Source organism: Pseudoalteromonas sp. CuT4-3 (genome assembly GCF_035666335.1).
Taxonomy (GTDB): domain Bacteria; phylum Pseudomonadota; class Gammaproteobacteria; order Enterobacterales; family Alteromonadaceae; genus Pseudoalteromonas; species Pseudoalteromonas atlantica.
The window spans coordinates 2,529,782-2,553,834 of sequence record NZ_CP142030.1; the positions used below are offsets into that span (position 1 = coordinate 2,529,782).

At 40.8% G+C, this 24,053-nt stretch carries 25 protein-coding genes; 7 read left to right on the plus strand and 18 right to left on the minus strand.

What is annotated here, in order from left to right; translation table 11 throughout:
• Position 1 precedes the first annotated feature (1 nt).
• The 11 genes from VOI46_RS11650 to murJ form a co-directional block, all read right to left on the minus strand.
• On the minus strand, positions 2-505 hold the full coding sequence (locus tag VOI46_RS11650) for a hypothetical protein (protein WP_004588366.1): 504 nt from the start codon (positions 503-505) through the stop codon (positions 2-4).
• Positions 493-1,488 carry a PilW family protein gene (locus tag VOI46_RS11655; RefSeq protein WP_004588365.1) on the minus strand — a complete coding sequence of 332 codons (996 nt, stop codon included), beginning with the start codon at positions 1,486-1,488 and terminating at the stop codon, positions 493-495. The genes VOI46_RS11650 and VOI46_RS11655 overlap by 13 nt, the downstream gene beginning before the upstream one ends.
• Before the next feature lies 1 nt (position 1,489).
• Positions 1,490-2,050 (minus strand): type IV pilus modification protein PilV, encoded by a 561-nt coding sequence (pilV, locus tag VOI46_RS11660; RefSeq protein ID WP_004588364.1) that lies wholly within the window; start codon positions 2,048-2,050, stop codon positions 1,490-1,492.
• Positions 2,051-2,313: 263 nt separating this feature from the next.
• Positions 2,314-3,018: a LytTR family DNA-binding domain-containing protein gene (locus VOI46_RS11665; protein WP_004588363.1), complete on the minus strand. Its 705-nt coding sequence runs from the start codon at positions 3,016-3,018 to the stop codon at positions 2,314-2,316.
• Positions 3,015-4,049: a histidine kinase gene (locus VOI46_RS11670; RefSeq protein ID WP_004588362.1), complete on the minus strand. Its 1,035-nt coding sequence runs from the start codon at positions 4,047-4,049 to the stop codon at positions 3,015-3,017. Before VOI46_RS11670 ends, VOI46_RS11665 begins: the two co-directional genes overlap by 4 nt.
• Before the next feature lie 40 nt (positions 4,050-4,089).
• Entirely contained in the window at positions 4,090-5,019 is a 930-nt protein-coding gene (gene ispH / locus VOI46_RS11675; protein WP_004588361.1) for a 4-hydroxy-3-methylbut-2-enyl diphosphate reductase, read from the minus strand.
• Positions 5,019-5,459, minus strand: coding sequence for an FKBP-type peptidyl-prolyl cis-trans isomerase (fkpB, locus tag VOI46_RS11680; RefSeq protein ID WP_004588360.1), 441 nt, complete (start codon positions 5,457-5,459; stop codon positions 5,019-5,021). The genes ispH and fkpB overlap by 1 nt, the downstream gene beginning before the upstream one ends.
• Positions 5,456-5,956, minus strand: coding sequence for a signal peptidase II (gene lspA / locus VOI46_RS11685; protein WP_004588359.1), 501 nt, complete (start codon positions 5,954-5,956; stop codon positions 5,456-5,458). The genes fkpB and lspA overlap by 4 nt, the downstream gene beginning before the upstream one ends.
• 12 nt (positions 5,957-5,968) lie before the next feature.
• Positions 5,969-8,797 (minus strand): isoleucine--tRNA ligase, encoded by a 2,829-nt coding sequence (ileS, locus tag VOI46_RS11690; protein ID WP_004588358.1) that lies wholly within the window; start codon positions 8,795-8,797, stop codon positions 5,969-5,971.
• A gap of 29 nt (positions 8,798-8,826) precedes the next feature.
• The gene (ribF, locus tag VOI46_RS11695) at positions 8,827-9,753 is read right to left on the minus strand and encodes a bifunctional riboflavin kinase/FAD synthetase (protein ID WP_004588357.1); all 927 of its coding nucleotides are present in this window, start codon (positions 9,751-9,753) and stop codon (positions 8,827-8,829) included.
• Between the two features lie 84 nt (positions 9,754-9,837).
• Positions 9,838-11,418, minus strand: coding sequence for a murein biosynthesis integral membrane protein MurJ (murJ, locus tag VOI46_RS11700; RefSeq protein ID WP_269745358.1), 1,581 nt, complete (start codon positions 11,416-11,418; stop codon positions 9,838-9,840).
• A 252-nt stretch (positions 11,419-11,670) separates the two neighbouring features.
• On the opposite strand from murJ, the gene rpsT reads away from it, so the two are divergent.
• Entirely contained in the window at positions 11,671-11,931 is a 261-nt protein-coding gene (gene rpsT, locus VOI46_RS11705; protein ID WP_004588355.1) for a 30S ribosomal protein S20, read from the plus strand.
• A gap of 111 nt (positions 11,932-12,042) precedes the next feature.
• Here rpsT and VOI46_RS11710 read toward each other — a convergent pair whose 3' ends face one another.
• On the minus strand, positions 12,043-12,426 hold the full coding sequence (locus VOI46_RS11710) for a response regulator (protein ID WP_004588354.1): 384 nt from the start codon (positions 12,424-12,426) through the stop codon (positions 12,043-12,045).
• Between the two features lie 102 nt (positions 12,427-12,528).
• Between VOI46_RS11710 and VOI46_RS11715 the strand changes: the two genes are divergently transcribed.
• The 3 genes from VOI46_RS11715 (at position 12,529) to smrA (ending at position 14,029) form a co-directional block, all read left to right on the plus strand.
• The gene (locus tag VOI46_RS11715) at positions 12,529-12,966 is read left to right on the plus strand and encodes a hypothetical protein (protein WP_004588353.1); all 438 of its coding nucleotides are present in this window, start codon (positions 12,529-12,531) and stop codon (positions 12,964-12,966) included.
• Between the two features lie 106 nt (positions 12,967-13,072).
• Entirely contained in the window at positions 13,073-13,318 is a 246-nt protein-coding gene (locus VOI46_RS11720) for a hypothetical protein (RefSeq protein WP_083901815.1), read from the plus strand.
• A 129-nt stretch (positions 13,319-13,447) separates the two neighbouring features.
• The gene (gene smrA / locus VOI46_RS11725) at positions 13,448-14,029 is read left to right on the plus strand and encodes a DNA endonuclease SmrA (protein ID WP_004588352.1); all 582 of its coding nucleotides are present in this window, start codon (positions 13,448-13,450) and stop codon (positions 14,027-14,029) included.
• A gap of 148 nt (positions 14,030-14,177) precedes the next feature.
• Here the strand turns inward: smrA and VOI46_RS11730 are convergent, their stop codons facing one another.
• Both VOI46_RS11730 and VOI46_RS11735 read right to left on the minus strand, forming a co-directional pair.
• Positions 14,178-14,318 carry a hypothetical protein gene (locus VOI46_RS11730; RefSeq protein WP_004588351.1) on the minus strand — a complete coding sequence of 47 codons (141 nt, stop codon included), beginning with the start codon at positions 14,316-14,318 and terminating at the stop codon, positions 14,178-14,180.
• 96 nt (positions 14,319-14,414) lie between these two features.
• A complete protein-coding gene (locus tag VOI46_RS11735; protein WP_004588350.1) occupies positions 14,415-15,335 on the minus strand; it encodes an NAD(P)-dependent oxidoreductase in 921 nt (306 codons plus the stop codon).
• Between the two features lie 162 nt (positions 15,336-15,497).
• Here VOI46_RS11735 and VOI46_RS11740 point away from each other — a divergent pair, with 162 nt between their 5' ends.
• Positions 15,498-17,204 (plus strand): lysophospholipid acyltransferase family protein, encoded by a 1,707-nt coding sequence (locus tag VOI46_RS11740; RefSeq protein WP_004588349.1) that lies wholly within the window; start codon positions 15,498-15,500, stop codon positions 17,202-17,204.
• A gap of 51 nt (positions 17,205-17,255) precedes the next feature.
• Here VOI46_RS11740 and dapE read toward each other — a convergent pair whose 3' ends face one another.
• On the minus strand, positions 17,256-18,440 hold the full coding sequence (gene dapE, locus VOI46_RS11745) for a succinyl-diaminopimelate desuccinylase (protein ID WP_004588348.1): 1,185 nt from the start codon (positions 18,438-18,440) through the stop codon (positions 17,256-17,258).
• Between the two features lie 261 nt (positions 18,441-18,701).
• Here dapE and VOI46_RS11750 point away from each other — a divergent pair, with 261 nt between their 5' ends.
• Positions 18,702-19,355 (plus strand): OmpW family outer membrane protein, encoded by a 654-nt coding sequence (locus VOI46_RS11750; protein WP_004588347.1) that lies wholly within the window; start codon positions 18,702-18,704, stop codon positions 19,353-19,355.
• Between the two features lie 60 nt (positions 19,356-19,415).
• Here the strand turns inward: VOI46_RS11750 and VOI46_RS11755 are convergent, their stop codons facing one another.
• Positions 19,416-19,952 (minus strand): thioesterase family protein, encoded by a 537-nt coding sequence (locus VOI46_RS11755; protein WP_004588346.1) that lies wholly within the window; start codon positions 19,950-19,952, stop codon positions 19,416-19,418.
• 103 nt (positions 19,953-20,055) lie between these two features.
• Between VOI46_RS11755 and VOI46_RS11760 the strand changes: the two genes are divergently transcribed.
• Positions 20,056-20,550: a hypothetical protein gene (locus VOI46_RS11760; RefSeq protein ID WP_004588345.1), complete on the plus strand. Its 495-nt coding sequence runs from the start codon at positions 20,056-20,058 to the stop codon at positions 20,548-20,550.
• Positions 20,551-20,568: 18 nt separating this feature from the next.
• On the opposite strand, the gene tyrR is transcribed toward VOI46_RS11760, so the two are convergent.
• Both tyrR and bcsG read right to left on the minus strand, forming a co-directional pair.
• Complete coding sequence (gene tyrR / locus VOI46_RS11765) at positions 20,569-22,125, minus strand: transcriptional regulator TyrR (RefSeq protein ID WP_004588344.1); 1,557 nt, start codon at positions 22,123-22,125, stop codon at positions 20,569-20,571.
• 208 nt (positions 22,126-22,333) lie between these two features.
• On the minus strand, positions 22,334-23,914 hold the full coding sequence (gene bcsG / locus VOI46_RS11770) for a cellulose biosynthesis protein BcsG (RefSeq protein WP_004588343.1): 1,581 nt from the start codon (positions 23,912-23,914) through the stop codon (positions 22,334-22,336).
• Positions 23,915-24,053: the final 139 nt, after the last annotated feature.

Sequence of the window (24,053 nt, forward strand, 5' to 3'; positions counted from 1 at the left end):
TCTAAATCCCCTTACTTATACTGGCCATTTCTTGAGCTACACCTGTTACAATTGTAAGTTCGTGCTTTGCTTTAGAGCCATATTGAATAGTGGTAGAAACTTGCAGCATGTTACACGATATACCCGCAGTAAAATTAAATCGACGTGGGCATTCTAAATCAAGCGCCCCCTGATTTAGGTTTATCATTTTGCTTTGCATATCGTCGTGCGTGGCTATTACCATCCCTTCATCATCTGCGCCTGCATGAGTTGATACTTCATCTGGCGTTAAAAAAAACTGATTAGCAGCACCTTTGCTTGCCTCATCAGAAATCATTCGCTGTACTTCCCCAATAAGCTCATTTTCAGCGACTTCTCGCTCTTGAGCTGCATTGGTAATTTTTATATCTACACTACTGCTGCTCATTAGTGTAACGGCAATTCCCGTTACAGCAATGACCATAATAAGGGCTGTAATAAGCACAACACCTTGTTGTTTATTTGCGTGTTTACTTAGATACGCCATAAATTTGCTCCCACGTTATTTAAACGAATTGTGGTGGTAAATACTGTTCTTCTGTAAGTATCGGTAAAAGTGAGCTCTCGGGAGTCTTCATCTTCACCTAAAATATATGTCTGATTTTTTATTTTAAGACCCGGATCTGGCTGCAATGCTCTAACTAATAAAAAAACCTGCACTGTTAGAATACTTTTGCGGTTTTCCCAGTCAGAGTGCTGCATGTCCTCAATACTTCGGTACGAATCAACACGGCTATCACTGTCTGTATCTAAACCAAATACAAAGCGCATGTTTTCAACGCCCTCCATAATGGTTTCGGCCTTCATGTTGGCGCCATTTAAGCGTTTACGCATTAATGCTGGTACTGTAAGGCTTTTATTATTTACCGTATAAGTTTGTTCTGCGAGGTAATAAACATGATGGCTATAAGGCCACACCGTGGCATTAACGTTTAAACTACCCGCAGCTACAACGCCTCGGGTAAATTCTGCGCTTTCTTGCTCAGCTATAAAATAGTTTTCATCCGCTTGTGTTTCATTAGTAGCGCCATCTACCGTGAGCTGCTCACCTTGTAAAAACTTGATTTGTAAAATGTCAGTCCCTGCAATTGGCTTACTTATACAGTTAAGCTCACTTGTTGAACTGGCTTCTTTTGCATAAATAGTTCTGAAATTGCTAGAAGATGCTAAATCTGGAAAGCTGCCGTTATTAAGCCCTTCGAAGCAATCACCATCAGGGTTAGCTAACGTTTGTGTGTTTGCTGCAGTAAACGAATCATCATAATAAGTTCCCCAAAAGCCCACCTGCTCTATATCACGCTGCATAATATTAATGGCTAAGCGGCCTGACTCTTGTAACTCGCTTATTGTCATTGTGTCTTTTGTGGTTACTTTCATGCCAATATAGGTAAACATTACCCCACCTAAAATAAGCCCACCAATAAATAATGAAATCATCATTTCTATTAGTGTAAAACCTTTTTCTCTCATGTTAGCTCCTTAGGTATATATAGCTATTTAATGCAACCAAACGGCGTTTCTTATCGTCAGTACCGCATTTTAGCGCTTTGGTTTCATCATTGGCATTAAACTCTTGGCGGCCTTGCCAAGACACTATTACTTCAATATTAAACCCACGCCCACCCGTACCTGCTGCAGCAGTAGGGTTTATACATACAGTGGCATCATCGAGAGAGCCGGTATTTTCGCGTGCACGAATGGCGCGTTTCCATTGCTGTAAATCAAGGGCTGCAACTTGCGCTGCAGTGCATGACCCACTAAAACAAGCCGTAGAGGTAGACGTTGATGTTTTACTGGTGAAAGTTTGCGTATATAAAGTAACTAGCTGTGCGGTATCATTTGATCTAATGCGCTGAATAATATCATTTCCTAACGCTACCGCGGCTGCGCGCTGCATAGAGTCAAAGCTTGCTTGCTTAGCTTTTGCTTGCAGTGCAACAGCGCCTAATAAGCCAAAGCTTAAAATAATAAACGCAATCAGCACTTCAATTAAGGTAAAGCCTTTTTGAGGTTTTTTGTGAGGTGAATGCATAGTAAAAACCAAATAAATTTTATCTGACTATAAGTTTATGCATTGAAAATGTAGATGCAATACATACTAGGACAAGCGGTTAAATTTGTTGATAAACGGTTAACAGCATCAAGCCAATTGAGCTTTGAGGATTAAAGTTACTCTATCTAGAAGCGATTTAATTCCAGCGCAATGCTGCTAATTTAGTGGGCTCAATAACGGCCTCTGCCTTACTTAAAAAGCCGAGCAATCTACTACAAATTCAACCTAAAATATAACAGGCTCTAACATAGCGCATTTTTTACTGTTTTTAGCTCTCGCCTACTTACGCTTAATTGCTCCTTACATCCGGCTAGTTCTACGCTATGTACACCAGGGCTTTGAGTATGCAAGGCAACAAGCTTTTGTTTGTTTATGAGCGTGTTTCTGTGAATACGTAATAATTGCGTTGGGAAGCGTTGCTCAAGTTGTTTTAAGCTTTGTTCAATTAGTGCCTCGCCTTCTTTGAATACCATATTGGTGTATTTTTCTTGGGCATTAAAGTAATACACTTGATCAAGTTCAATACTTTTTATTGTGCCACCAAGCTGATAACTAATTTTTGTAGATTGCTGCTTTTGCATATGCGCTTTATTTAAACGCCCTACTTGCGCTAACACTTTATTTAATGCCTGTTCAGTAACTGGTTTTACTAAGTATCCTGCGGCACTGAGCTGAAGCGCATCAAGTGCATGCTCGGGGTAAGCCGTTACAAATACTATTGCCGGTGGCACGCTCAGCGTATTTAGTTGCTGTGCTACTTCTAGGCCATTAATACCCGGCATATCTATGTCTAAAAAAACCAAATCGGGATGAACCTGCTTGATAATGGCAAGCCCCTGCGCGCCGTTATCACCTTCGCCTTTAACTAAAATATGCTCGTTGTGCTGCAGTAGCCGCTTTATTCTAGCGCGAGCTAGTGGTTCATCATCAATAATTACAACATTCATTGGGGGTTCTCAAACTGCTTAGGGATCACCACTTTTACTCTAAATACATCCTCTTTTTGTGTGATCGTTAGTTGGGCTTTTTCTTTGTAATATATAAACAATCGTTGGCGAATATTTTCAAGTGCCATGCCGTTATTTGGTCTTTTTAACGCCTCATTATGAGTGATAGGGTTAGAAACAATCAATGTTAAATACCCAGTAGTTACGTGTAGCTCTACACTAATAACGGCCCCTGTTTCACTGGGCTCTACCCCATGGCATACCGCATTTTCTATTAGCGGCTGAAGGGTTAAGCACGGAATACTAATATCTGGTAAATCAGCAGGCACTTGCCAATTAAGCTTTAAACGGTTGCCAAAGCGCCATGTTTCCAGCGCAACATATTGTTTTGATAAGGTCAGCTCATCTTCGAGAGAAACGCGCTGCCCCGAGCGCATAGCCGCTTGCGACAGCGCCGCAAGCGCAAGTATTGCTTGCTCTGCAGCATCGGCATCATGATGTGTTAGCTCGGCGGCGGTATTAAGGCTATTGTACAAAAAATGAGGGCGAATTCTGGCTTGCAAAGCATCAAGCTCCGCGCGTGAGAGCGCTTTTGTTTGCAGCTCTTTTTCAAAATAAATCAGTAAAAACTGTACAAATAAAGCCGTGATCAAAAAAACAATTAAGCAGTTTCGTAATACAAAATAAATACTCGTTTCATTATTTGTAATATCTAAAAAATAGCGGGCACACAGCACACTAAATAAAGCGGTACTGACTAAAAAGGAAATAAAAAAAGCAAAAAGTTGGGTGGTTTGCGGCTTTTTTTGTAAAACACCCCGAAAAGAGTATAAAGCAGAAATACAGACCAAAACGGTCATATGAGAAAATAAACTAATTACGCCAAGGCTTTGCCAGCTATCCCCCTCAACAAAAGGAGCAAACGCTAAGATGGTAGCTACAACTTGGGTAACAATAAGCGTGGCAAGTACCCCGCGCTCATTAAAAAGAGCCGAAAAAAGCAATGTTTCACCTTGCGGCAACTTGCTCATAACGGCTCTCCTTGTAATCTAAATAATTAATTTATATAGATTAACGCAGCTCTACAGGAACGGCAAATACGATATTCTCTTCTTCACCTGGGTTTTCAACTACCTGCTTGCCGCCAAGCTCTTTTAAGCGGGCAATAACTTGTTGTACAAGCACTTCTGGCGCAGAAGCCCCCGCAGTTACTCCCACAGCGTTAGTTTCGCCAAACCACTGTGCTTCAACATTGGTTGCATCATCGATTAAATAAGCGGTTGTGCCCATTTTATCTGCAAGTTCACGTAAACGGTTAGAGTTAGAGCTGTTTTTTGCTCCCACAACTAATAACACATCTACTTTGTCTGCTAAATCACGCACAGCATCTTGACGGTTTTGTGTCGCATAGCAAATGTCATCTTTGCGCGGGCCATCAATTGCTGGGAATTTTTCGCGCAGCGCATCAATTACATCTGCAGTGTCATCTACTGAGAGCGTTGTTTGGCTACAATAAAATAGGTTATCAGCATTTTTAACGTTAAGTTCGGCAACATCTTCTGCGGTTTCTACAAGGTAAATACCACCGTCGTTATTGTCATACTGCCCCATAGTACCCTCAACTTCTGGGTGACCATGGTGACCAATTAAAATACACTCAATACCTTTACGGCTCGCACGCGTTACTTCCATATGCACTTTAGTAACTAATGGGCATGTTGCGTCAAACACTTTTAAATCGCGGCGTTTAGCTTCTGAGCGTACTGCTTGCGATACACCGTGGGCGCTAAAAATAACAATGCTGTCATCAGGTACTTGGTCTAGCTCTTCAACAAATACGGCACCACGGTTTTTTAAGCCATCTACTACGTAGCGGTTATGAACAACCTCGTGGCGTACGTAAATAGGCTTTTCAAAAATATCTAAAGCGCGCTCTACTATGCTAATTGCACGGTCTACCCCTGCACAAAAGCCTCGCGGGTTCGCTAATAAAATATCCATTAGCCTTGCACCTCAATAATATCTACTTCAAACGTTAAACGTTGGCCTGCTAACGGATGATTAAAATCTATAGTAACCGACTCACCTTGTACTTCGCGTACCAGTCCTGGCAGCTCAGTACCATCTGGCTGAGTAAAGGCAATAATTGCACCGACTTTAGCTGGCGTTTCTGCACCAAATTTACTGCGTTCTACATAGTAAATATTATCTGGATTAGGTTGGCCAAAGGCGTCTTCTGGTTCTAACTCAAACGTTTTGCTTTCGCCTGCACTTAAACCTAGTAAGCACTTTTCAAAATTAGCCGTTAAGCTGCCATCACCCATCGTTAACTTGGCTGGTTTATTATGCACCTTGGTTGAGTCTGCGGCAGAGCCATCTTCTAGTTTAATAGAAAAGTGAAAAATAACCTCTGAGTTTTCACCAATTACAGCTTGGCTCATGCTTTATGCTCCTTCGGACTTTCGCCTGTAAAGGCATCAAATAATAATAATGCGGCACCAATACAAATTGCACAGTCGGCAATATTAAATACTGGAAAATGCGAGTTTTTATAAAACACATGTATAAAGTCAATTACATAACCATAAGCAACACGGTCATATAAATTACCAATAGCGCCAGCAAGCACTAACGCATAAGCACTACATAATATTTTATTTGTCGCTGGTAAACGCTTTAACCACCACACTAATAGCGCACTAATAGCAATGGCAATAAAACTTAAAAACCAACGTTGCCAGCCACCCGCTTCACTTAAAAAGCTGTAGGCCGCTCCATAGTTATGTACGTAGGTAATACTAAAAACAGGCAGTAAATTAATCGACTCTTGATAAGCCATGGTATTTACAACAAGTGTTTTAGTGGCAAAGTCTATTACAAGCAGTAATAGACTTAACCAAAGCCACACTAAACCACTTTTTTGGGCTAGTTTGCTCACTGAGTAAAGCTCCTAAGCGAATTGACGCTTTTCACCTTCGCCGTCAACATTGCTTACACAACGACCACAAATTTCAGGGTGTGCGGGCTCTGAACCTACATCATCGCTGTAATGCCAACAACGCTCACATTTAGTTGCATCTGTGGCTGCTACGCTAATGTACAAACCTTCAATTTCGGTTGTTTGTGTATCACTTGGCTGGCTATCCACTGCAGATACAGTGACCGCAGACGTTAGTAATACAAAACGTAGTTCATCACCTAATGCTGCTAACTTATCAGCCAGTGCTTTTTCGGCGTATAAGTTAACGCTTGCTTGTAACGTTGCGCCAATCACTTCTTCTTTTCGGGCTGCTTCTAGTACGCGGTTTACTTCGTCGCGTACATTTAGAATCGCTTGCCAGTCATCGTTGCTAAATTGGCTGTTTGTCGGTGCTTGTAAACCGTCGTACCATACCGATGTAAATACGTAATCGCTACGCTCGCCCGGTAATGCTTCCCAAATTTCTTGAGCTGTAAAGCTCATAATTGGCGCCATCCAACGAGTCATTGCTTCAGCAATATGATAAAGCGCAGTTTGACAAGAACGACGTGCATGACTGTCGCTTTTTGCTGTGTACTGGCGGTCTTTAATTACATCTAAGTAGAACGAACCAAGCTCACCTGTACAGAAGTTCATTAGCTTTTGCGTTACTAATAGCATTTGGTAGCTATCGTAAGCTGCTAAAATTTCTTCTTGTAATTGGGCTGCACGGCCAACAATCCACTTATCAAGCTCAACCATATCATCAACAGCAACTTGGTCTGTTTTTGGATCAAAACCACTTAGGTTAGCTAATAAGTAACGGCTAGTGTTACGAATACGGCGGTAGCGATCTGCAGAGCGTTTAAATATTTCATCCGATACCGTCATTTCGGCGGTGTAATCGGTAGAAGCTACCCATAAACGTAAAATGTCAGCGCCAAGTTTATTCATCACGTTTTGTGGTGAAATAACGTTGCCTAACGACTTTGACATTTTGCGGCCGTTTTCATCTACGGTAAAGCCATGCGTTAGTACTTGCTTGTAAGGTGCGTGACCGTTAATAGCAACTGAGGTCATCATTGATGACATAAACCAACCACGGTGCTGATCAGAACCTTCTAGGTATAAATCGGCTGGGCCAACTAACTCTTCTCGTGCATCAACAACACATGCATGTGTTACGCCCGAATCAAACCATACATCTAACGTATCTTGTACTTTCATGTATTGCTTGGCATCTTCTTCGCCTAACAACGTGGCAGGCTCTAGGTCATACCATGCTTGAATGCCTGATTTTTCTACCAGCTCTGCAGCTTGCTCAATAAGCGCTTGCGTATTTGGGTGTAAAGCACCAGTGTCTTTATCAACAAATAAAGCAATTGGCACACCCCAAGTACGTTGGCGTGAAATACACCAATCTGGGCGACCTTCAACCATGTTCGCAATGCGGCTTTCGCCCCACTCTGGCAACCATTGGGTGTTTTTAATTTCGCTTAACGAGTCTTGACGTAAGTTAGCCTGATCCATGCTTACAAACCACTGCGGTGTAGCACGGAAAATTATAGGTGTTTTGTGGCGCCAACAATGCGGGTAGCTATGCGTAAGCGCATGATGATGCATTAAAGCACCGCGCTCTGTTAGTACGTCAATTACACTGGCATTTGCTTTAAATACATGCTGACCAGCAAATAATTCTGTATCAGGCAGGTAAACGCCATTCGCGCCCACAGGGTTTGCTACTTCAAGATTGTAATTTAAGCCTGCCGCGAAATCTTCTTGGCCATGGCCTGGCGCGGTATGTACCACACCCGTACCTGAGTCAGTAGTAACGTGGTCTGCTACAATTACCGGTACATCAAAATCGTAAAATGGGTGAGCAACGTGTAAGTTTTCAAGTGCTGCACCTTTAACATAACCTAGTACGTGGAAATGATTAAAGCCATAACGGTCCATTGCATCTTTAACAAGCTCTGAGCCTAAAATTAAACGTTGCTGTGAGCCTTCATCATCTACTTGTACTAAGGCGTACTCTAAATCTGCATGCACTGCTACCGCACGGTTAGCGGGTAAAGTCCACGGCGTTGTAGTCCAAATAACAGTACCTACACTGCCTTGGCCTTTATGGCCATCGGCTAAATCAAAGGCATTAACAACCGCGTCTTGATCTGCAAATGTAAAACGTACGTCAATGGCTGGAGATTGCTTATCTTGGTACTCTACTTCGGCCTCTGCTAATGCAGAGCCACAGTCTGTACACCAATGCACAGGCTTTGCACCTTTATGAAGGTGGCCATTTTTAATAATACGACCAAGCACACGAATAGCGTTTGCTTCAAAGTCATAGTTCATTGTTAAGTAAGGTTTGTCCCAATCGCCAAACACACCTAAACGTTTAAAGTCTACTTTTTGACCTTCAACTTGCTTTTTAGCGTAAGCACGGCATTTTTCACGAAACTCGCTCGCGGTTACTTTAACGCCTGGCTTACCTACTTTTTTCTCAACCATTAACTCAATTGGCAAACCATGACAGTCCCAACCAGGCACATAAGGTGCATCAAAGTCAGATAAAGTTTTAGACTTAACAATTATGTCTTTTAAAATTTTATTTACTGAGTGGCCTAAATGGATATCGCCGTTTGCATACGGAGGGCCGTCATGCAAAATAAAGGTCTTTTTACCTTTTTTAGCGCTGCGAATTTGACCGTACAGGTCGTCTTCATACCATGCTTTAAGCATTTTTGGTTCACGTTGTGCCAAATTGCCACGCATTGGAAACTGTGTTTCCGGTAAATTCAAAGTATGTTTGTAGTCGCTCATTAATCCTACTTTCCGTATCTATCGGCTACCTAATTTAAACCAAAACACTGTTTTGCGGCGGCAACATCGGTTGCAATTTGTGCCGTTAACTGTGTTAATGTCTCGAATTTTTTCTCATCGCGAAGTTTTTTTATTAACTCCACGTGCATAAACTGTCCATATATATCTTGTGCAAAGTCAAAAAGATGAACTTCTAACAAAGCACGAGTTCCATTAAAAGTGGGCTTATTACCAATATTGGCTACCCCATAAACGTGTTTTCCGGCAATGTTTGCTTTTACGGCAAACACCCCATTTACAGGGCAAACTTGGCGTTTAAGCGCTATATTTGCAGTTCGAAAACCAAGCTCTCGCCCTCTTTTCCAACCATGTATTACACGCCCTGAAATAGCATAATTATGCCCTAGCATTAACTTAGCATTTTCTAAGTCGCCTGCGGCTAATGCTTCACGTATTAGTGTGCTGCTTACTCTAGCATTTAATTGGCGAAAACTCGCGGTGCTTTTTACATCCATGCCCGCTTGTTTGCCCATACTGAGCAGTAAATTAAAATTCCCTTGGCGCTGTTTACCAAATTTAAAATCATCACCTACTGTGAGTGCTTTAACGCCTAGCTTTTTAATTAAAATATCACTAACAAATTGCTCAGCATGCATATTGGCAAATTGTTGGTTAAAGCTAATACAAATAACCCGCTCAATACCTAAGTTACTTAGTAATCTGAGTTTGTCGCGTAACCGAGTAAGTCGAGCTGGCGCATTGTTTTTAGCAAAAAACTCTTGCGGCTGCGGCTCAAATAACATCACAGTACTGGGTAAGTTATGTGCTTTGGCATCCGCTAACAGCCCTTTTAACACTTCGCCATGGCCTAAATGCACACCGTCAAAATTACCAATAGTCAACACACAACCATAATGTTGCGCTCGAATATTGTGTATACCTCTAATTAACTCCATGCCACCTAATGCCTTTTTCAGCGAGTATTATTAACGACTTTAAAATCGTTCAAAACCACAGGGCTGCCGATTATAATCTTTTTTTTAGTTTGATTCAGTAGTTGCTACACTTTTTATCATATTTAGTCTTACACCAAGTAAAAACAGCACCGCAAAGTAACTTATTGCAGCAATTACTAGCAATGCAATTAACAACATTACTTGCTCAGAAAAATGCCATGTAGCCCAATAATAACGGCTGCTGACGTACCACGTTAGAGCGCCCATTACCAAGCTTGCCACTATGCACTTTACGCTAAAGCGCAGGCTCATTGCAGAAAACTGATACACGTTTTCTTTTTTAAGTTGCCTGTAAAGTAAAAAAGCATTGCAGCTGGCCGACATAGACGTTGCTAAAGCAAGCCCTAAATATCCTATAAACGGGGCTAACATAATATTAAATACCATATTAAGCACCAGCGTAATAATACCAATGCGCACAGGTGTTTTGGTATCTTGGCGCGAGTAAAAACCCGGGGCTAATACTTTAATAAGCATAAAGCTAACTAACCCTACCGAGTAGGCAACCACCCCTAGGCTTACCGCTTTGACATGATCAACATCAGCGTCTTTAAATGCGCCGTGATCAAATAGTACAGTAATGATAAGCGGGCTTATAATCACTAAACCAACCATGGCGGGTATGCCTAAAAAAATCACAAAACGCACCCCCCAATCTAACGTATGTTGAAAATCACTGAGCTTTTTACTGCTATGTAATTTAGAAAGCGCGGGTAAAATAACAGTGGCAATACCAATACCAAATAAACCAAGTGGAAACTCAATTAACCTATCTGAGTAATAAAGCCATGCGATAGAGCCCGTCATTAATAGCGAGGCAATCATGGTGTCGAGCAGGAGGTTAATTTGGCTTATTGAAACACCAAATAATGCCGGTAGCATAAGCTTACGCACTTTTTTAACGTTCTCGTCTTGCCACGCCCAGCGAGGACGTGCCAGCATTTTTGCTCGGTATAAAAATGGTAACTGAAAGAACAATTGCACCACTCCGCCCACAAATACACCAATAGCTAACGCATACGCCCCCACGCTAAATTTGTCGTGCAATAAAATGGCGCAGGTAATAATTGAAACATTAAGTAATACGGGCGTAAAAGCAGCCACTGCAAAGCGGTTATACACATTCATTACCGCACCGCTAAGTGCTACCAAACTAACAAATAACAAATACGGAAAGGTTAACTTTAATAATGAGCTTGCCAGCACAAACTTTTCTGCATTGGGGCCACCTTGCCACCAATCTATAAACCAGCCAGTACCAAATAACGCGGCAATAACAGGCGAGGCAATAACGCCAAAAATAGTCACACAAAGCAAAATAGTGCCCAGCGTACCGGCAGCCTGTGCTACAAATAACTTAACTTTATCATCGCCATGGTGTTCTTTAATTTCACTAAGTACAGGCACAAATGCCTGAGCAAAGGCCCCCTCTGCAAATAGACGGCGTAAAAAATTGGGAATACGGTTAGCAAACAAAAAAACATCAGCAGCTGCACTAGCACCTAATAAGTTTGCAACGACAGCGTCTCGTACTAACCCTAAAATACGCGATATCATTGTCATACAACTTACAATCATACCGGAGCGAAATAATCCTTTTGACACCTTAAACCTACTTAAAAACCTTTAGTTAGCGCAATTATGCCACAGTCTTTTTTATAAATCGCTTTAAAGCACTAGGCTGGGCGTCTGTGCTTTGTTACAATAGCGATATTAACTGCTAAAGCGGCAAATTGATGTTCGTTATAAGGAGCAGTTTTTCTTGAGTTGTTAAATTTAAATTGACATTCATGATAAAAACAGGCATATTCCACGGCCTTTAATTTAAGCTTTATTTAAGATTGTTAGGAGCAAACCTTGGCTAACATCAAGTCTGCAAAAAAACGCGCTATCACTAGCGAAAAAAACCGTCAGCACAACGCAAGCCGTCGTTCAATGATGCGTACTTACTTCAAAAAAGTAACCGCTGCTATTGAAGCTGGCGATAAAGAAGCTGCACAGCAAGCTTTCTCTGTTGCTACACCTATCCTAGACCGTTACGCAACTAAGGGTCTAATTCATAAAAACAAAGCAGCTCGTCATAAGAGCCGTTTAGCAGCTAAAATTAAAGCGCTATAATTTGTTTTATGATTAAAAAACCGGCCTAGGCCGGTTTTTTTATATCTAAAATTTGGTATTTAGCAATCCGCTAAACTTTAAGCTAATTTAACGCATTACTATTAAAGCTGGTTAAACGTTTTCCAAATCGGGATAAAACTTTTTCAACATGGCCGCAATTTTTTTAGGTGTAAATGGCTTAACCACAAATCCTTTAGCACCTTTATCGATGGCTTCTTTAACATTTTCTACTGCTGAATGGGCCGACACCATCACCACATTAGTTTCAGGGTTAATATCATTAATTTGCGCGATTAACTCTTTACCATCGCCGTCAGGCAGTTCAATATCTAAAAAAATCATATTGTAATTAGCTGCTTGGCATTCGCTAATGCATTGTTTAGCCGTTGAAGCCTCTTTAACGTTTTCTATTCCTAAGTGCATGAGCGTTTGGCTCAAAAAACTACGCACTGTGCTAACATCATCTACTATTAAAATTGATAGCTGCGTATCCATGTATCTTCCTCGTAGGCTAAAAGCATTGTATAAGTTATTATATAACTAGATATTTAATCATTTTATTATAGAGACCTACGCTCAAAAGGCCAGATTTGCTTTATGTCAAACAACACAAAAAAACAATCATTGCTTGGTAAAACACCACAAAAAAGAAAAACCCCTGTAAAAAAGCCCCGCAATAGGCCGCAAACAGCACCGCAATCTTCAGCTAACCCAACATCAACCCCAGCGGAGCAGCCTGTAAAGTCTAAAAAAGGGTTACTTATTACGCTGGCTATCATTTTTGCCGTAGCCATTATTTTTCCAAAACCTACTTTGCTCACCTATAAAAAATTAGGGTTAGTGAGCGAAAGTATTTATTGGCCTGGGGTCTTTGGGTATGGCCGTACATTACTTGATTCAAACTTACACCCGCAGCTAGACGAGAAGCGCAATGCCCTTTATTTATGCGCAGATATGATGGCGCCGCAAAGCTGTCAAAAGTACCAACTAATAAAAAATAATGGCTTTTTTGCAGCACTAGCTAGCTATATTTAGCATTAAAAAAACTAATCTGAAAATTTAAAATTACTTGGTTGAAAGGTGTGCAAAAGATCAACATAATGGCGCTCCTTTTTTCAACAACTGAACTATTGAAACGACCATGCTAAACGAGCTAGATTGGCTTTTAAACACTGTATTACTTGCACTAGGTTTAGGTGCATTCTTTATTAACCACATAACAATACTGCGTGTTGCAGCGATTAGTGCATGTGGTCTGTTATTTTTGTCTTTTAGCTTGGATTTAATGTCGTCGAGTGTTATTTCGAATATGAGTTTAGTGTTGATCAATACATTTTACTTGTTCAAAGTGTATACGTTTGGACAATTTAATGTAACGCAGAGTTAACATTTCCCCTTAGAATATTTTATAGCCCAGCCTTGCTGGGCTTTTTTATTTGAAAAAATTAAAAGGCTTGGGGAACAGATTGAACTAAGATAAAATTTATCTCGTATTAATCTTCATTTAGGTCTTACTATGTCTTTATCTGATTTCGATTTATTTTTATCTTCTATGGAAGATGTAAAACCTATAAACCACGATACTGTAACTCCCCTTGCAAGTAATCCCAGTGCCACCCTTGCCCAACAAGAAAAACGCAAAGCTGCCGAGCTTAGCCTTGCGAATGACGAAAATTACTTACAATCTGAGCATGTAGAGCTTTTAGACCCGCATGCATTACTCAGTTTTAAAAAAGATGGCGTACAAAGCGCAGTATTTAAAAACTTACGCTTAGCTAAATACCAAGTTGATGCCACATTAGATTTGCATGGCCAATTACTCAAAAACGCACGCACAACATTATTTAACTTTATTACTGATTGCCACCAGCGAAACATTCGCGTTGTATTAGTTCGCCATGGCATTGGTATAAAAAATAAAGCTAAGCCCGGTATACTAAAGAGCTATGTTAATAAGTGGCTACAGGCTCTACCCGCGGTATTAGCGTATCATACCGCTTTAAAGCACCATGGTGGCAGTGGCGCAACGTATGTGTTGCTTAAAAAAAGTGATGAGAAAAAGCATGAAAACCGAGAGTTCCATGCTAAACGGTACTAATTAACTTATTTTACTAAATACCAGTAACGAAGCGCACTTTAGTAATTAAATGGCCTAATGAAAGGTGGGTATTCTTTAATGATCTGGCTTTATTAAGCCAAAAACAAATTAATAGAGTCCCCTTTTTATAATGTGCCTACGAATACGCCTATTCACTTTGTGAAGTTTGTGAAGTTTCACTTTGTGGCACTTGATCGGCACTTGCTTGGTTAAACCAAGCAGACACGCCTAGCACTATAATAGAAACCACTACTAAACTTAGTTTTACTCCGCCTTGACTTGATTTCATACGTTACTCTTATTATTTTTATTTTAGTGACTAAACTTCACAATAATTAAAATTACAAATGTTAACAAGCTGTTTGTTAAACTGTTTTGCTATCTATTAATAACCTTTTGTTCTATTAACCCGATTATTTAATGTAAGGCCGCTTTTTAGGCGATTAATATTTTCTGCAATTTGCGCTGTTACGCTATTTAAATCAGATAACGCGGCGCAGTGTGGTGTAATCGTTATTTTAGCGTTATGCCAAAATGGGTGGTCGTGCGGTAGCGGCTCTTGGGTAAATACATCGAGCGTGGCAGCCCTTAACATTTCACTATTAAGTGCGTTTATTAAATCTTGCTCTACTAGGTGCTTTCCTCTGGCAACGTTAATTACACACGCATGGGCCGGTAACTTAGCTAATAAATCGGCATTAATAATACCCTTAGTATCTTTTGTTAGCGGCAGTAGACATACCAAGTAGTCAATTGTGGGCAGCATTTCATTAAGGCCTTGCTGCTGAGAATATAAATGCACCTGCTCATCACTTTTTTCAGTTTTTGACCAAGCGCTTACCGTAAAGCCATTCAGGGTTAGTTTTTTGGCGCACGCTTTACCTAGCTCACCAAAGCCTAAAATACCCACGTGATTATATTTATATGCGCGCTTAGGTTTATAATTGCATTGTGATTGCTTAACAAAATACTCTTTTAATCGCAGCTTGTGCGCAAATACATGGCCTAGTACGTACTCTGCCATATCTTGAGCAAGCTCAGTATCAACAATGCGAACCACGTCTACCTCTTTAGGCAATAAAGACATATTAATACTATCTACACCCGCCCCAAACGATGACACCGCTTTTAAGTTAGGTAATTGCTGCCACAAATCATCTGGTGCATTCCAGGCTAATACAAACTCTACATTGTTGAGCTTTTTACACTCTGGCCATTGCATTATCTCTTCATTGGGTAATAGCTCTTTTAGCTTTGCAATTAGCTTTGTATTATCTCGCCCGGTAATGGCTACTAATACCGACATAGAAGCTCCTAATTTTATTAAATAAATTTTATCTACACTAATAAACAACTGAGCAGCTCGTTATGTGCTCTTTAAAAAGTCACACAACTGCAAAGTAAATGTCACACCCTTTTTTTACTCTAAACAGGATGGCGAATAGGCCAAATTGTAAATGAGGTTAATATGATAAGCGTTGATAAAGTAATAGCTGCAAACTTACCACAATTAGAGAACTCCCCTAAAGTAAAAGGTTTAGTTAAAAAGGGGCTTGGCTACTTATTACATGAACAAGAATTTGTCGCCTTTGGCGATGCTTACCCCCATTTACAAGGGCTAGAGTTTGTTGAACAAGTGCTTGATGAGCTTGACTTTGATACCCGCTACAAACCAAAGCAAATTGAAAACATACCCAGCGAAGGTAAGTTAGTTATTGTGGCTAACCACCCCATTGGCTCGCTCGACGCACTTGCGCTGATAAAAGTACTTTCCAGCGTTAGGCAAAATTTAAAAGTGGTTGCCAATCGCATGCTAATGTCGGTCACCCCTATGCATTCATTGCTGTTGCCAGTAGATAATTTATCGGGAACCAGTAAAAAACAAGAATTAAGTAATATACAAAAACACTTAAAAGATGAAGGTGCGTTACTTATTTTTCCTGCGGGAGAGGTCTCGCGTTTAAGCCCTACCGGTATTAAAGATTGCAAGTGGAACAGTGGCTTTTTACGCATGGCTAAAAAAGCAAACAGCCCTATTTTACCTATTTATATAAAAGCTAAAAACAGCCCGCTTTTTTATGGCACCTCAATGATTTACAAACCACTTGCGAGCTTATTATTAGTAAAAGAAATGTTTAAGCAGCGACAAAAGTCATTAGAGTTTGAAATTGGTGCTTCCATTCCGCCTGAGTCATATTTAATCGAAAACTTAAAAGATAAAGAAATCGTTAATCTCATTCGCAAGCAACTTTATCGCCTTACCACTAAAAAGCCCCTTCCCCTTAAAACCCAAACCCCTATTGCAATACCTGAGTGCCGCAAAGAGCTTAAAAAAGCCATAGAGAGTTGTCAGTTATTAGGCAAAACACAAGATGGCATGCATATTCATTTATACCAGTACACTGGCAGCTCACCAGTGTTTAGAGAGCTTGGACGACTGAGAGAAATTGCCTTTAGAGCGGTAGGTGAAGGCAGCGGGAAACGCCGCGACATCGACAAATATGATATGGATTATCAACACTTAGTGCTATGGGATCCTACGCAGCTAGAATTAGTGGGTGCATATCGCCTTGCTTGTGCAAAGGAAATAATAGAGAAACATGGCCGAGAAGGCTTATACACCGATAGTTTGTTTAGTTACACACAAGCAATGAAACCGTATTTAGAGCAAGGTATAGAACTTGGCCGCAGCTTTGTGCAACCTAAATATTGGGGGCGTAAAAGCTTAGACTACTTATGGTACGGTATTGGCGCATTTATTAAAAACTACCCGCAATATCGTTACTTATTTGGCGCGGTGAGCGTTTCTAACGCCTTGCCTGAACAAGCAAAAGCCATGCTTGTGCATTACTATCAACATTATTATAAATCAGAGCAACACCTCGCCACCCCCAATAACGAGTTTAAATTAAGCGAGCAACAACTCACTCAGTGTGAAACTGTTTTTAGTGGCAACGATGTAAAAGAAGACTTTGTAGAATTAAAACATGTACTGGCCAATATGGGGGCACAAGTTCCTACGCTATTTAAGCAATATACTGAGCTGTGTAAGCCTGGCGGCGTAAAATTTTTAAGCTTTAGTATCGACCCCGACTTTAACAACTGTATTGATGGGTTGGTGCTGGTAGATTTACAAAACGTAAAAGAAAATAAAGCCAAACGCTATTTAGGCTAGTCAAATAAAGCAGCGAAGTGATTCTCGCTGTTTATTTTTATTGGGCGATTACTATTTATGGCTAAAAATTCGTGCTAATAAGTCTGTGTAAATGGCCTCAATTTTAAGTAAATCATCAACCGGAACATGCTCGTTTACCTGATGAATAGTACTATTTTTAACGCCGCACTCAATAACTTGGGTATGCTGGTTTGCAAAAAATCGGCCATCAGAAGTACCGCCACTGGTACTTAACATGGGGTAACTCCCTGTTTGCGCATAAATGGTGTGCTCTAACTGCTGCAATAAACTCCACCCGTTGGTTGGTGGCGTATAATAGGGCTCACACGCTCGCTCCCATTCAACCTCAAGGTGCTGAGCGTATTCACTCAGCGCCGCTGATATACAGTGCTTTATTGCATTGCTTGTATAACCATGGCTATATCGCACATTAAAGGTAATTTCGCATTCACTAGGCACTAAATTATCAACAACATTATTTATATTAATGCCGGTCACTTGCAAGGTGGTTTTAGAGCTTGGCTCATCGTCAGGCCATGTTAAATTACTTAAACAATTTACAATATTACCCGCAATATGCGCAGCGTTTATAGTGTTCTGTGGGTAGGCAACATGTCCGGCCTTGCCGTGAACTTTTATACGAGAAGAAATAGCGCCTCGGCGACCATTTTTAATTGTATCGCCTACGTGTGTAGAGCTTGTCGGCTCACCAACAATACAGCCATCAAGCTGTATATTATTTTTTGCTAAACGCGCGGCTATTACCTCTGAGCCAAATACGGCCTCTCCTTCCTCATCGGAGGTAATAAGCCAGTAAAAACGCCCTTTTTTACTCTTAGTATCTTTTAATAGTGCCTTAGTAGCACCAAGCATAGCCGCCACACCGCCTTTCATATCGGCAGCGCCGCGACCATACACGGCATTATTAATAATATTGCCGGCAAAAGGCGGGCTTAGCCAGTTGCTAGACTCTGCGGGCACAACATCAATATGCCCAGAAAACGCAACACATGGCCCTTCTTGCTCAAAACTAACGTAGGCAATTAAATTGGTAACGCCTTCACAAATAAACTGCTCACAGTTAAAACCAAGCGCAGTTAACTCATTGCTAAGCCAATCTATGGCACCGCCTTGGTTAGGCGTTACAGACTCAAACCTAATAAGCGTTTGCGTATTTTTTACCACCGCGCTTAAAGGCTTACTTACACTGTTTTGCGATACTTTTGCAACAGACATAACAACACACTCAATAACCATAAGAGAGATTATTAAAGCGCGAGAATATGACCAAATAATGGCAAAGTTAATACAGTGCGATGACCGTTAAATACATAGCTGTGTCAATTAATTAAAATACTTTTTGCACTGACTTTAATCTAAATCAAGAAAAGGGTTCACATACTTCAAACATTTTTGAAACTTTGATCTAGAACAGGTTTTCAACGCTCGGAGATTGTAATAATAGCGTCAATCAAAAAGTAGTTATTGGAGCACAACATGAAAACCCAAATCAGCATTGCATTACTTACCTCTTTACTTGCTATTACCCCTGCGGCACACGCTAACCTTAGCGTTAATGTTGGCGCTATTAATGTAAATCCAGATAACAGCAGCTCGGCAATTAACGAAGCGCCAACACTGGGTCTCAAAGGCGACTCTGACACGCAGCTAGGTATTACAATCGATTATGCATTTAACGATAAGTGGGTGGTAGAGCTTATTGCCGCTACGCCGTTTTCGCACGATGTAAATGGCGCAGGTGGGTTAGCTGGCAATAAAATTGCCGACATCAAACAGCTTCCGCCATCATTGGTTGCGCAATACCACTTTTTAGATACAAGTTACGCGCTACGCCCGTTTATTGGTGTAGGGTTAAATTACACCACCTTTTTTGACGAGCAGCCTTCTCAAGCGCTAAAAGCAACCCTAGGCACTGATGATGTTGAAGTAAAACTCGATGATTCGTTTGGCTTTATTGCACAAGTAGGCGCTAACTATAAAATCGATCAACATTGGGGGCTACATGCCATGGTGTCAATGATTGATATAGATACCGATGCCACAGTGTATGCAAACGGTGCAAAAGCCCTTACATCAACCGTTGAGCTTGACCCTGTCGTTGCCATGTTTGGTGTAAGGTACAGCTTTTAATTAAGTTTGCAGCGCCTATGTTCTATGTGTTTAAGGCCGTAAGGCCTTATTTTATGAAAATTATTTAGGAAGGTTATTCACCTTTTTTTGCTCAAGCATTTCTTTCCAGTGCATAATTTCGCTTGGCAAAATAGGCGCTACACCATCAAACTCGGCTACTTCAAGCATTTCTTCAATACTGACAATGCCTTTTTTGTTTTTAAACACACCGCGCACATACGCTATAGCGTGCAGGCCACGCGCAGAATGAAACTTTTGTTCAATGTAAAAATATTTATGATCCCACCCCACCAGCTTGGTACTAATGGTATAACGCTGCATAGGTTTAATATCGCGAATATAAGTAATGGCTGTAGCATTAACAATAGGAAACCAACGGCGCTTCATTACTTGTTTTAATAGACCAATTCGCTCAATCATCCAAGTACGCGACAAGTCCATCATAGCCAAATAACGCGAGTTTGTTAGATGCAGGTTGATATCGCAGTCTGTTGGCAGTGCTTTGTAATCAATATCAACAGTATCAAGTAACTGTTGGTAGTCGCGGTTGCGCTTAATTTTAAAAAATAATAAAAGAAGTCTAATATATAAGTTCACGAGAAGGTCTTACCAGTATAAAGTTAACTCAGTGTAACATAGCCACTTGTTAAGGCGAATGTTCTGTTTTAATCTCAAATTATAAATATAAAAAAGTCATAGTATGAAATATAAATTAGCGACACTTTTCACAACCAGTTTATTATGCATTAGCACCAGCGCACTGGCCGATTTTACAATTAAAGGCCCAGGTACGGTAACTTACCCAACAGGTATAGAAAAAACCTTTAATTTTGGCTTTGCATGGCAGCAGCAGCTTGGTAAATTTTCGATAGGTAGCAAAAGCTACGATATGTCGCAATTACCTAACTCATACTCGGTGGCAATCACTTTAGCTAAAGATGAAAGCCAAGTGTGGGTACAAGAGTTTAATAATGGCTTTATTGAAGCGTTTGATTGGCAAATAGGTAAACATACTGTCAGTTTAAAAAAGCAGCAATTTAAAGACCCCGTAAAAGGCAATTACGTGATTGAGCTGAATGGCCGCAGTTACTTTTTTACTCGTAATAACGCAAGCATAGTGATTAATTTTGATGAAAATGGCATAGAAACTATCGCCATTGATGGGGTTACTAAAAACATGGGCACTAAGAGCTAGTGCCCAGTAAAGCGGCTATTAAACTTTAACAGTTTTGCGATTAATACCGTAATCTCGTAGTTTATTTGCCACTGCAGTGTGGCTAAGCCCTAAACGCTTAGCTAATTGTCTTGAGCTTGGGTAAGCCGGATACAATTTGCGTAGCAAGGTTGCTTCAAAACGTTTTACAGCTTGATCTAACGACCCTTCAAAATCTGACTCTAAGTAGCCTAAATCGTGGGTAAAGGTGGGCAATTGCAAATGCTCTACACGTAGCTCGCTATCATCAAGTAACGACACCGCCCGATAAATTGCGTTCTCTAGCTGGCGCACATTACCTGGCCACGGGTACTCTTGTAAAAAGCGTAAGCACTCTTGTGATAAAAGCGGAATTGCATGGCCGTTTTGCTGTGCGTACTTTTGAATAAAGTGCTCGGCTAATGGGCCCACATCAGCTTTTCGGTCTCTCAGTGGTGCAATCTCTAATGTGAGTACATTAATTCGATAGTATAAGTCTTCTCTAAATACGCCCTCTTGCACCATTGCGGGTAAATCTTTTTGTGTGGCTGCAATAATACGCACGTTTACTTTTACTTCGTTTTCGTCTCCCACTTTTCTAAATGTGCCGTCTTGCAAAAAGCGCAGCAGCTTTGTTTGTAGCTGTGTAGACATTTCGCCAACTTCATCTAAAAACACAGTACCGCCATCGGCTTGCTCTAGTACCCCGCGTTTAGGTGCGGTGTTTTCTTCATATCCGGCGTAACCAAATAATTCAGATTCAGCCACATCATCGGGCAAAGATGCGCACGAAAGTGCAATAAACGGCTTAACCGAACGATTAGAGGCATAGTGGCACGCACGAGCAAGGAGCTCTTTACCTGTGCCAGTTTCTCCGGTTATTAAAATGGGGGCTTCTAGCTGCGACATTTTTCGTGCTTCGCGCACTACCCGGCGCATAGCAGTACTAAAGTTGTGAATTGTTGCAAAGCTTTCTTGCCCGTAACGTCTAAAGGCACTGACCTGCTGACCAAGGCGGCTTTGCGATTTTATATTTATAACCGCACCAGCTAACACGTCACCTTCACCACCTTGCGGGACGGCAATCGGTAAAATATCGGCAATAAAGTCTTCACCAGCAACATCTACCCGGGTTGTTTGTCCAAGTACTTCTTTGCCTTCTAACCAACGCGTAAAGTTAAACCCTTTTAGTAGGTTATTAATATTGGCCCCTACTACTTCTTTTTCGCTCAACTGTAGGTCTTTACAGGCAGCGTCGTTACACAAACGTACCCACCCTTTTGCGTCAATCGAGATAACACCATCGGGAAGTGCACGCAACAGTGTATTTAATTCGTTATGCTCTCGCTCAGAGGGTAAAAAGGCGGTTGTGCGAACATCATGTACGCCATCAATCAAACGAATAGAAGGCATAATTTTTTGAAATTGCTCAAATTCAATTTCAGGAAAGCTTACATACATACGGCAATTTACCGAATCAACCTCAATCCCTTTTAAGTCAACATCGTAGTTTACTAAAATATTTAGGATCTCTTGGGCAATACCTACACGGTCGGCACAATGAATATCTAGACGCATACATCCTCGAATAAGGAAAAACTATATTAGCCGAATAATACGCTAACTCCGTTATTCAATACAGTAAATTGTAAACAAATTTGGACAAACACCGCCTTTATCGCTGTAAACTCACGCCTATAAACATCAAACTGTAATAACGTGCAGCTTAAAACTAAAAAACGCAGCGTGTAAGCTGCGTTTTAAAAGGGGTCGTGCATATATGCTATTAATTTTGCGGGTATGGGGTCCAGTCTCCGCCATCTAATTGAATATAAGGGCGCTTATTAACATACATCATTATTGTGTCAGCGTTTTCGGCTACTTTAGGTGCACGAGGCAGCGTATCAACTAAGTCGGCAATATTGCCATTACCTGCAAAAAAGTTTGTGCTAAGCACGCCACTAATTAGCTCCGATAAACCAAAGTAACTTGTTGATTCGCTTACAAGCGTTTGTGAATAGCTTTGTACATTTTTACCAATAAACTTAATCGCCACTGGAACAGATACAATACTGGGGCTTGGTATCTCACGAAGCCCAGCAAACTGCACTTTATCGCCTTTTAATGCTGCGCCGTGTTCAGGTACTATCATCAGCATGACATTACGGCCACGTTTTTCTAGGTTTTTAATAAACCCGTTAATATCGTTAAATAAGTTTTTATGTCTAATTGGGTAACTTTCAAGGCTACTCATGCGGGCTTGATTCGCTAGTTGATTGCCATCATGCAAACTGGTGGTGTTGTAATACATAGCACATGGCGCGCAGTCTTCACCTTTTTCATTTAACCATGAGTTTAGTACTGCCCCGTCTGAGTAAATAGGTTTGTTGTCAAACCCGTATTGAGCTACAGGTAAGTTAGTTATATCGTAAGGCTGCTCATCTATTTTACCAAACTTTTTCACCAAACCTTTAAACTCATCAAAGTGGCCGTCGTGGTTCATTACCACATTACTTTTATAGCCTAAGTTTTCTAAATTTTTAAACAAGTGACACTGCTCTGGCGCATTTTCAAATAAGGCAGTTTGGCTTGTTTGACCACAGCTTGCTCGTAGAAGGCGAATTGCAGCAGGTCCAGAGTAAGAAGTAGCCGAATTAAAATCAGAAAACACAACATCAAAATCGCTATATAAATCATCAAGGCTTACGCCAATAGCCTCTAGATCAGCCACGGCCATCGAGCAAATATTTAGTACTATGACATCAAATAACTCGCCATTATATTGCTGAGGGAATTGGCTTGCTAGCAAACTTTGCTGCTGATAAAACTCTTTTAATTGCTGATCAGGCGATTTTGCTTCTTGTGTTACCACCTGTGCTTGTGCACGAGGCGCTGCTGTTTGAACATTATTAGCCGCCACTGGCTGTGTAATTAAATTATCCTCGTTGTTTGTGCCCTGCCAAGCTACAAACATAAGCCCAACTATTGTTACGGTGGTAAAGCGTATCCACTGTGAGCAATACCAAAAGCACACAGTAATAACAAACAGTGCCAATAACATATCAACATTAATAACACGCGCCATCAGCTCTAAAAAGTAGCCAAAGCTAAAGTCTTGCACGTTACCAGCTTGGCGTGTTAAACGGTCTATAGGGGGCAACCACGAATCTTTATAAAGTAAAACAATGGCCATTACTGCGCCTAACCAATGTTTGGCTTTATTTAGTAAAGGGTGCGTGTAAGAAATAGCAAAAAAAGCAGCCAGCGCTGCATTTGCTAATAAGCCAAAGTCGATTGCACCATAATAAAAAAGTGCAAACTTAACTAAAAAATAGAGGTTCCACACCCCTAAGCCTGATAATTTCACTATTTACCCTTCTTTATTCTATTTGGTTTGTAAGGTTCGAGTACTTCATGTTTAAACGTAAGCTGAGCATAGTATTTTTTTATTTTTTTCAGTATCAACGACCCCGACATACATAAAAATACGCCAACTAGCATCGCTA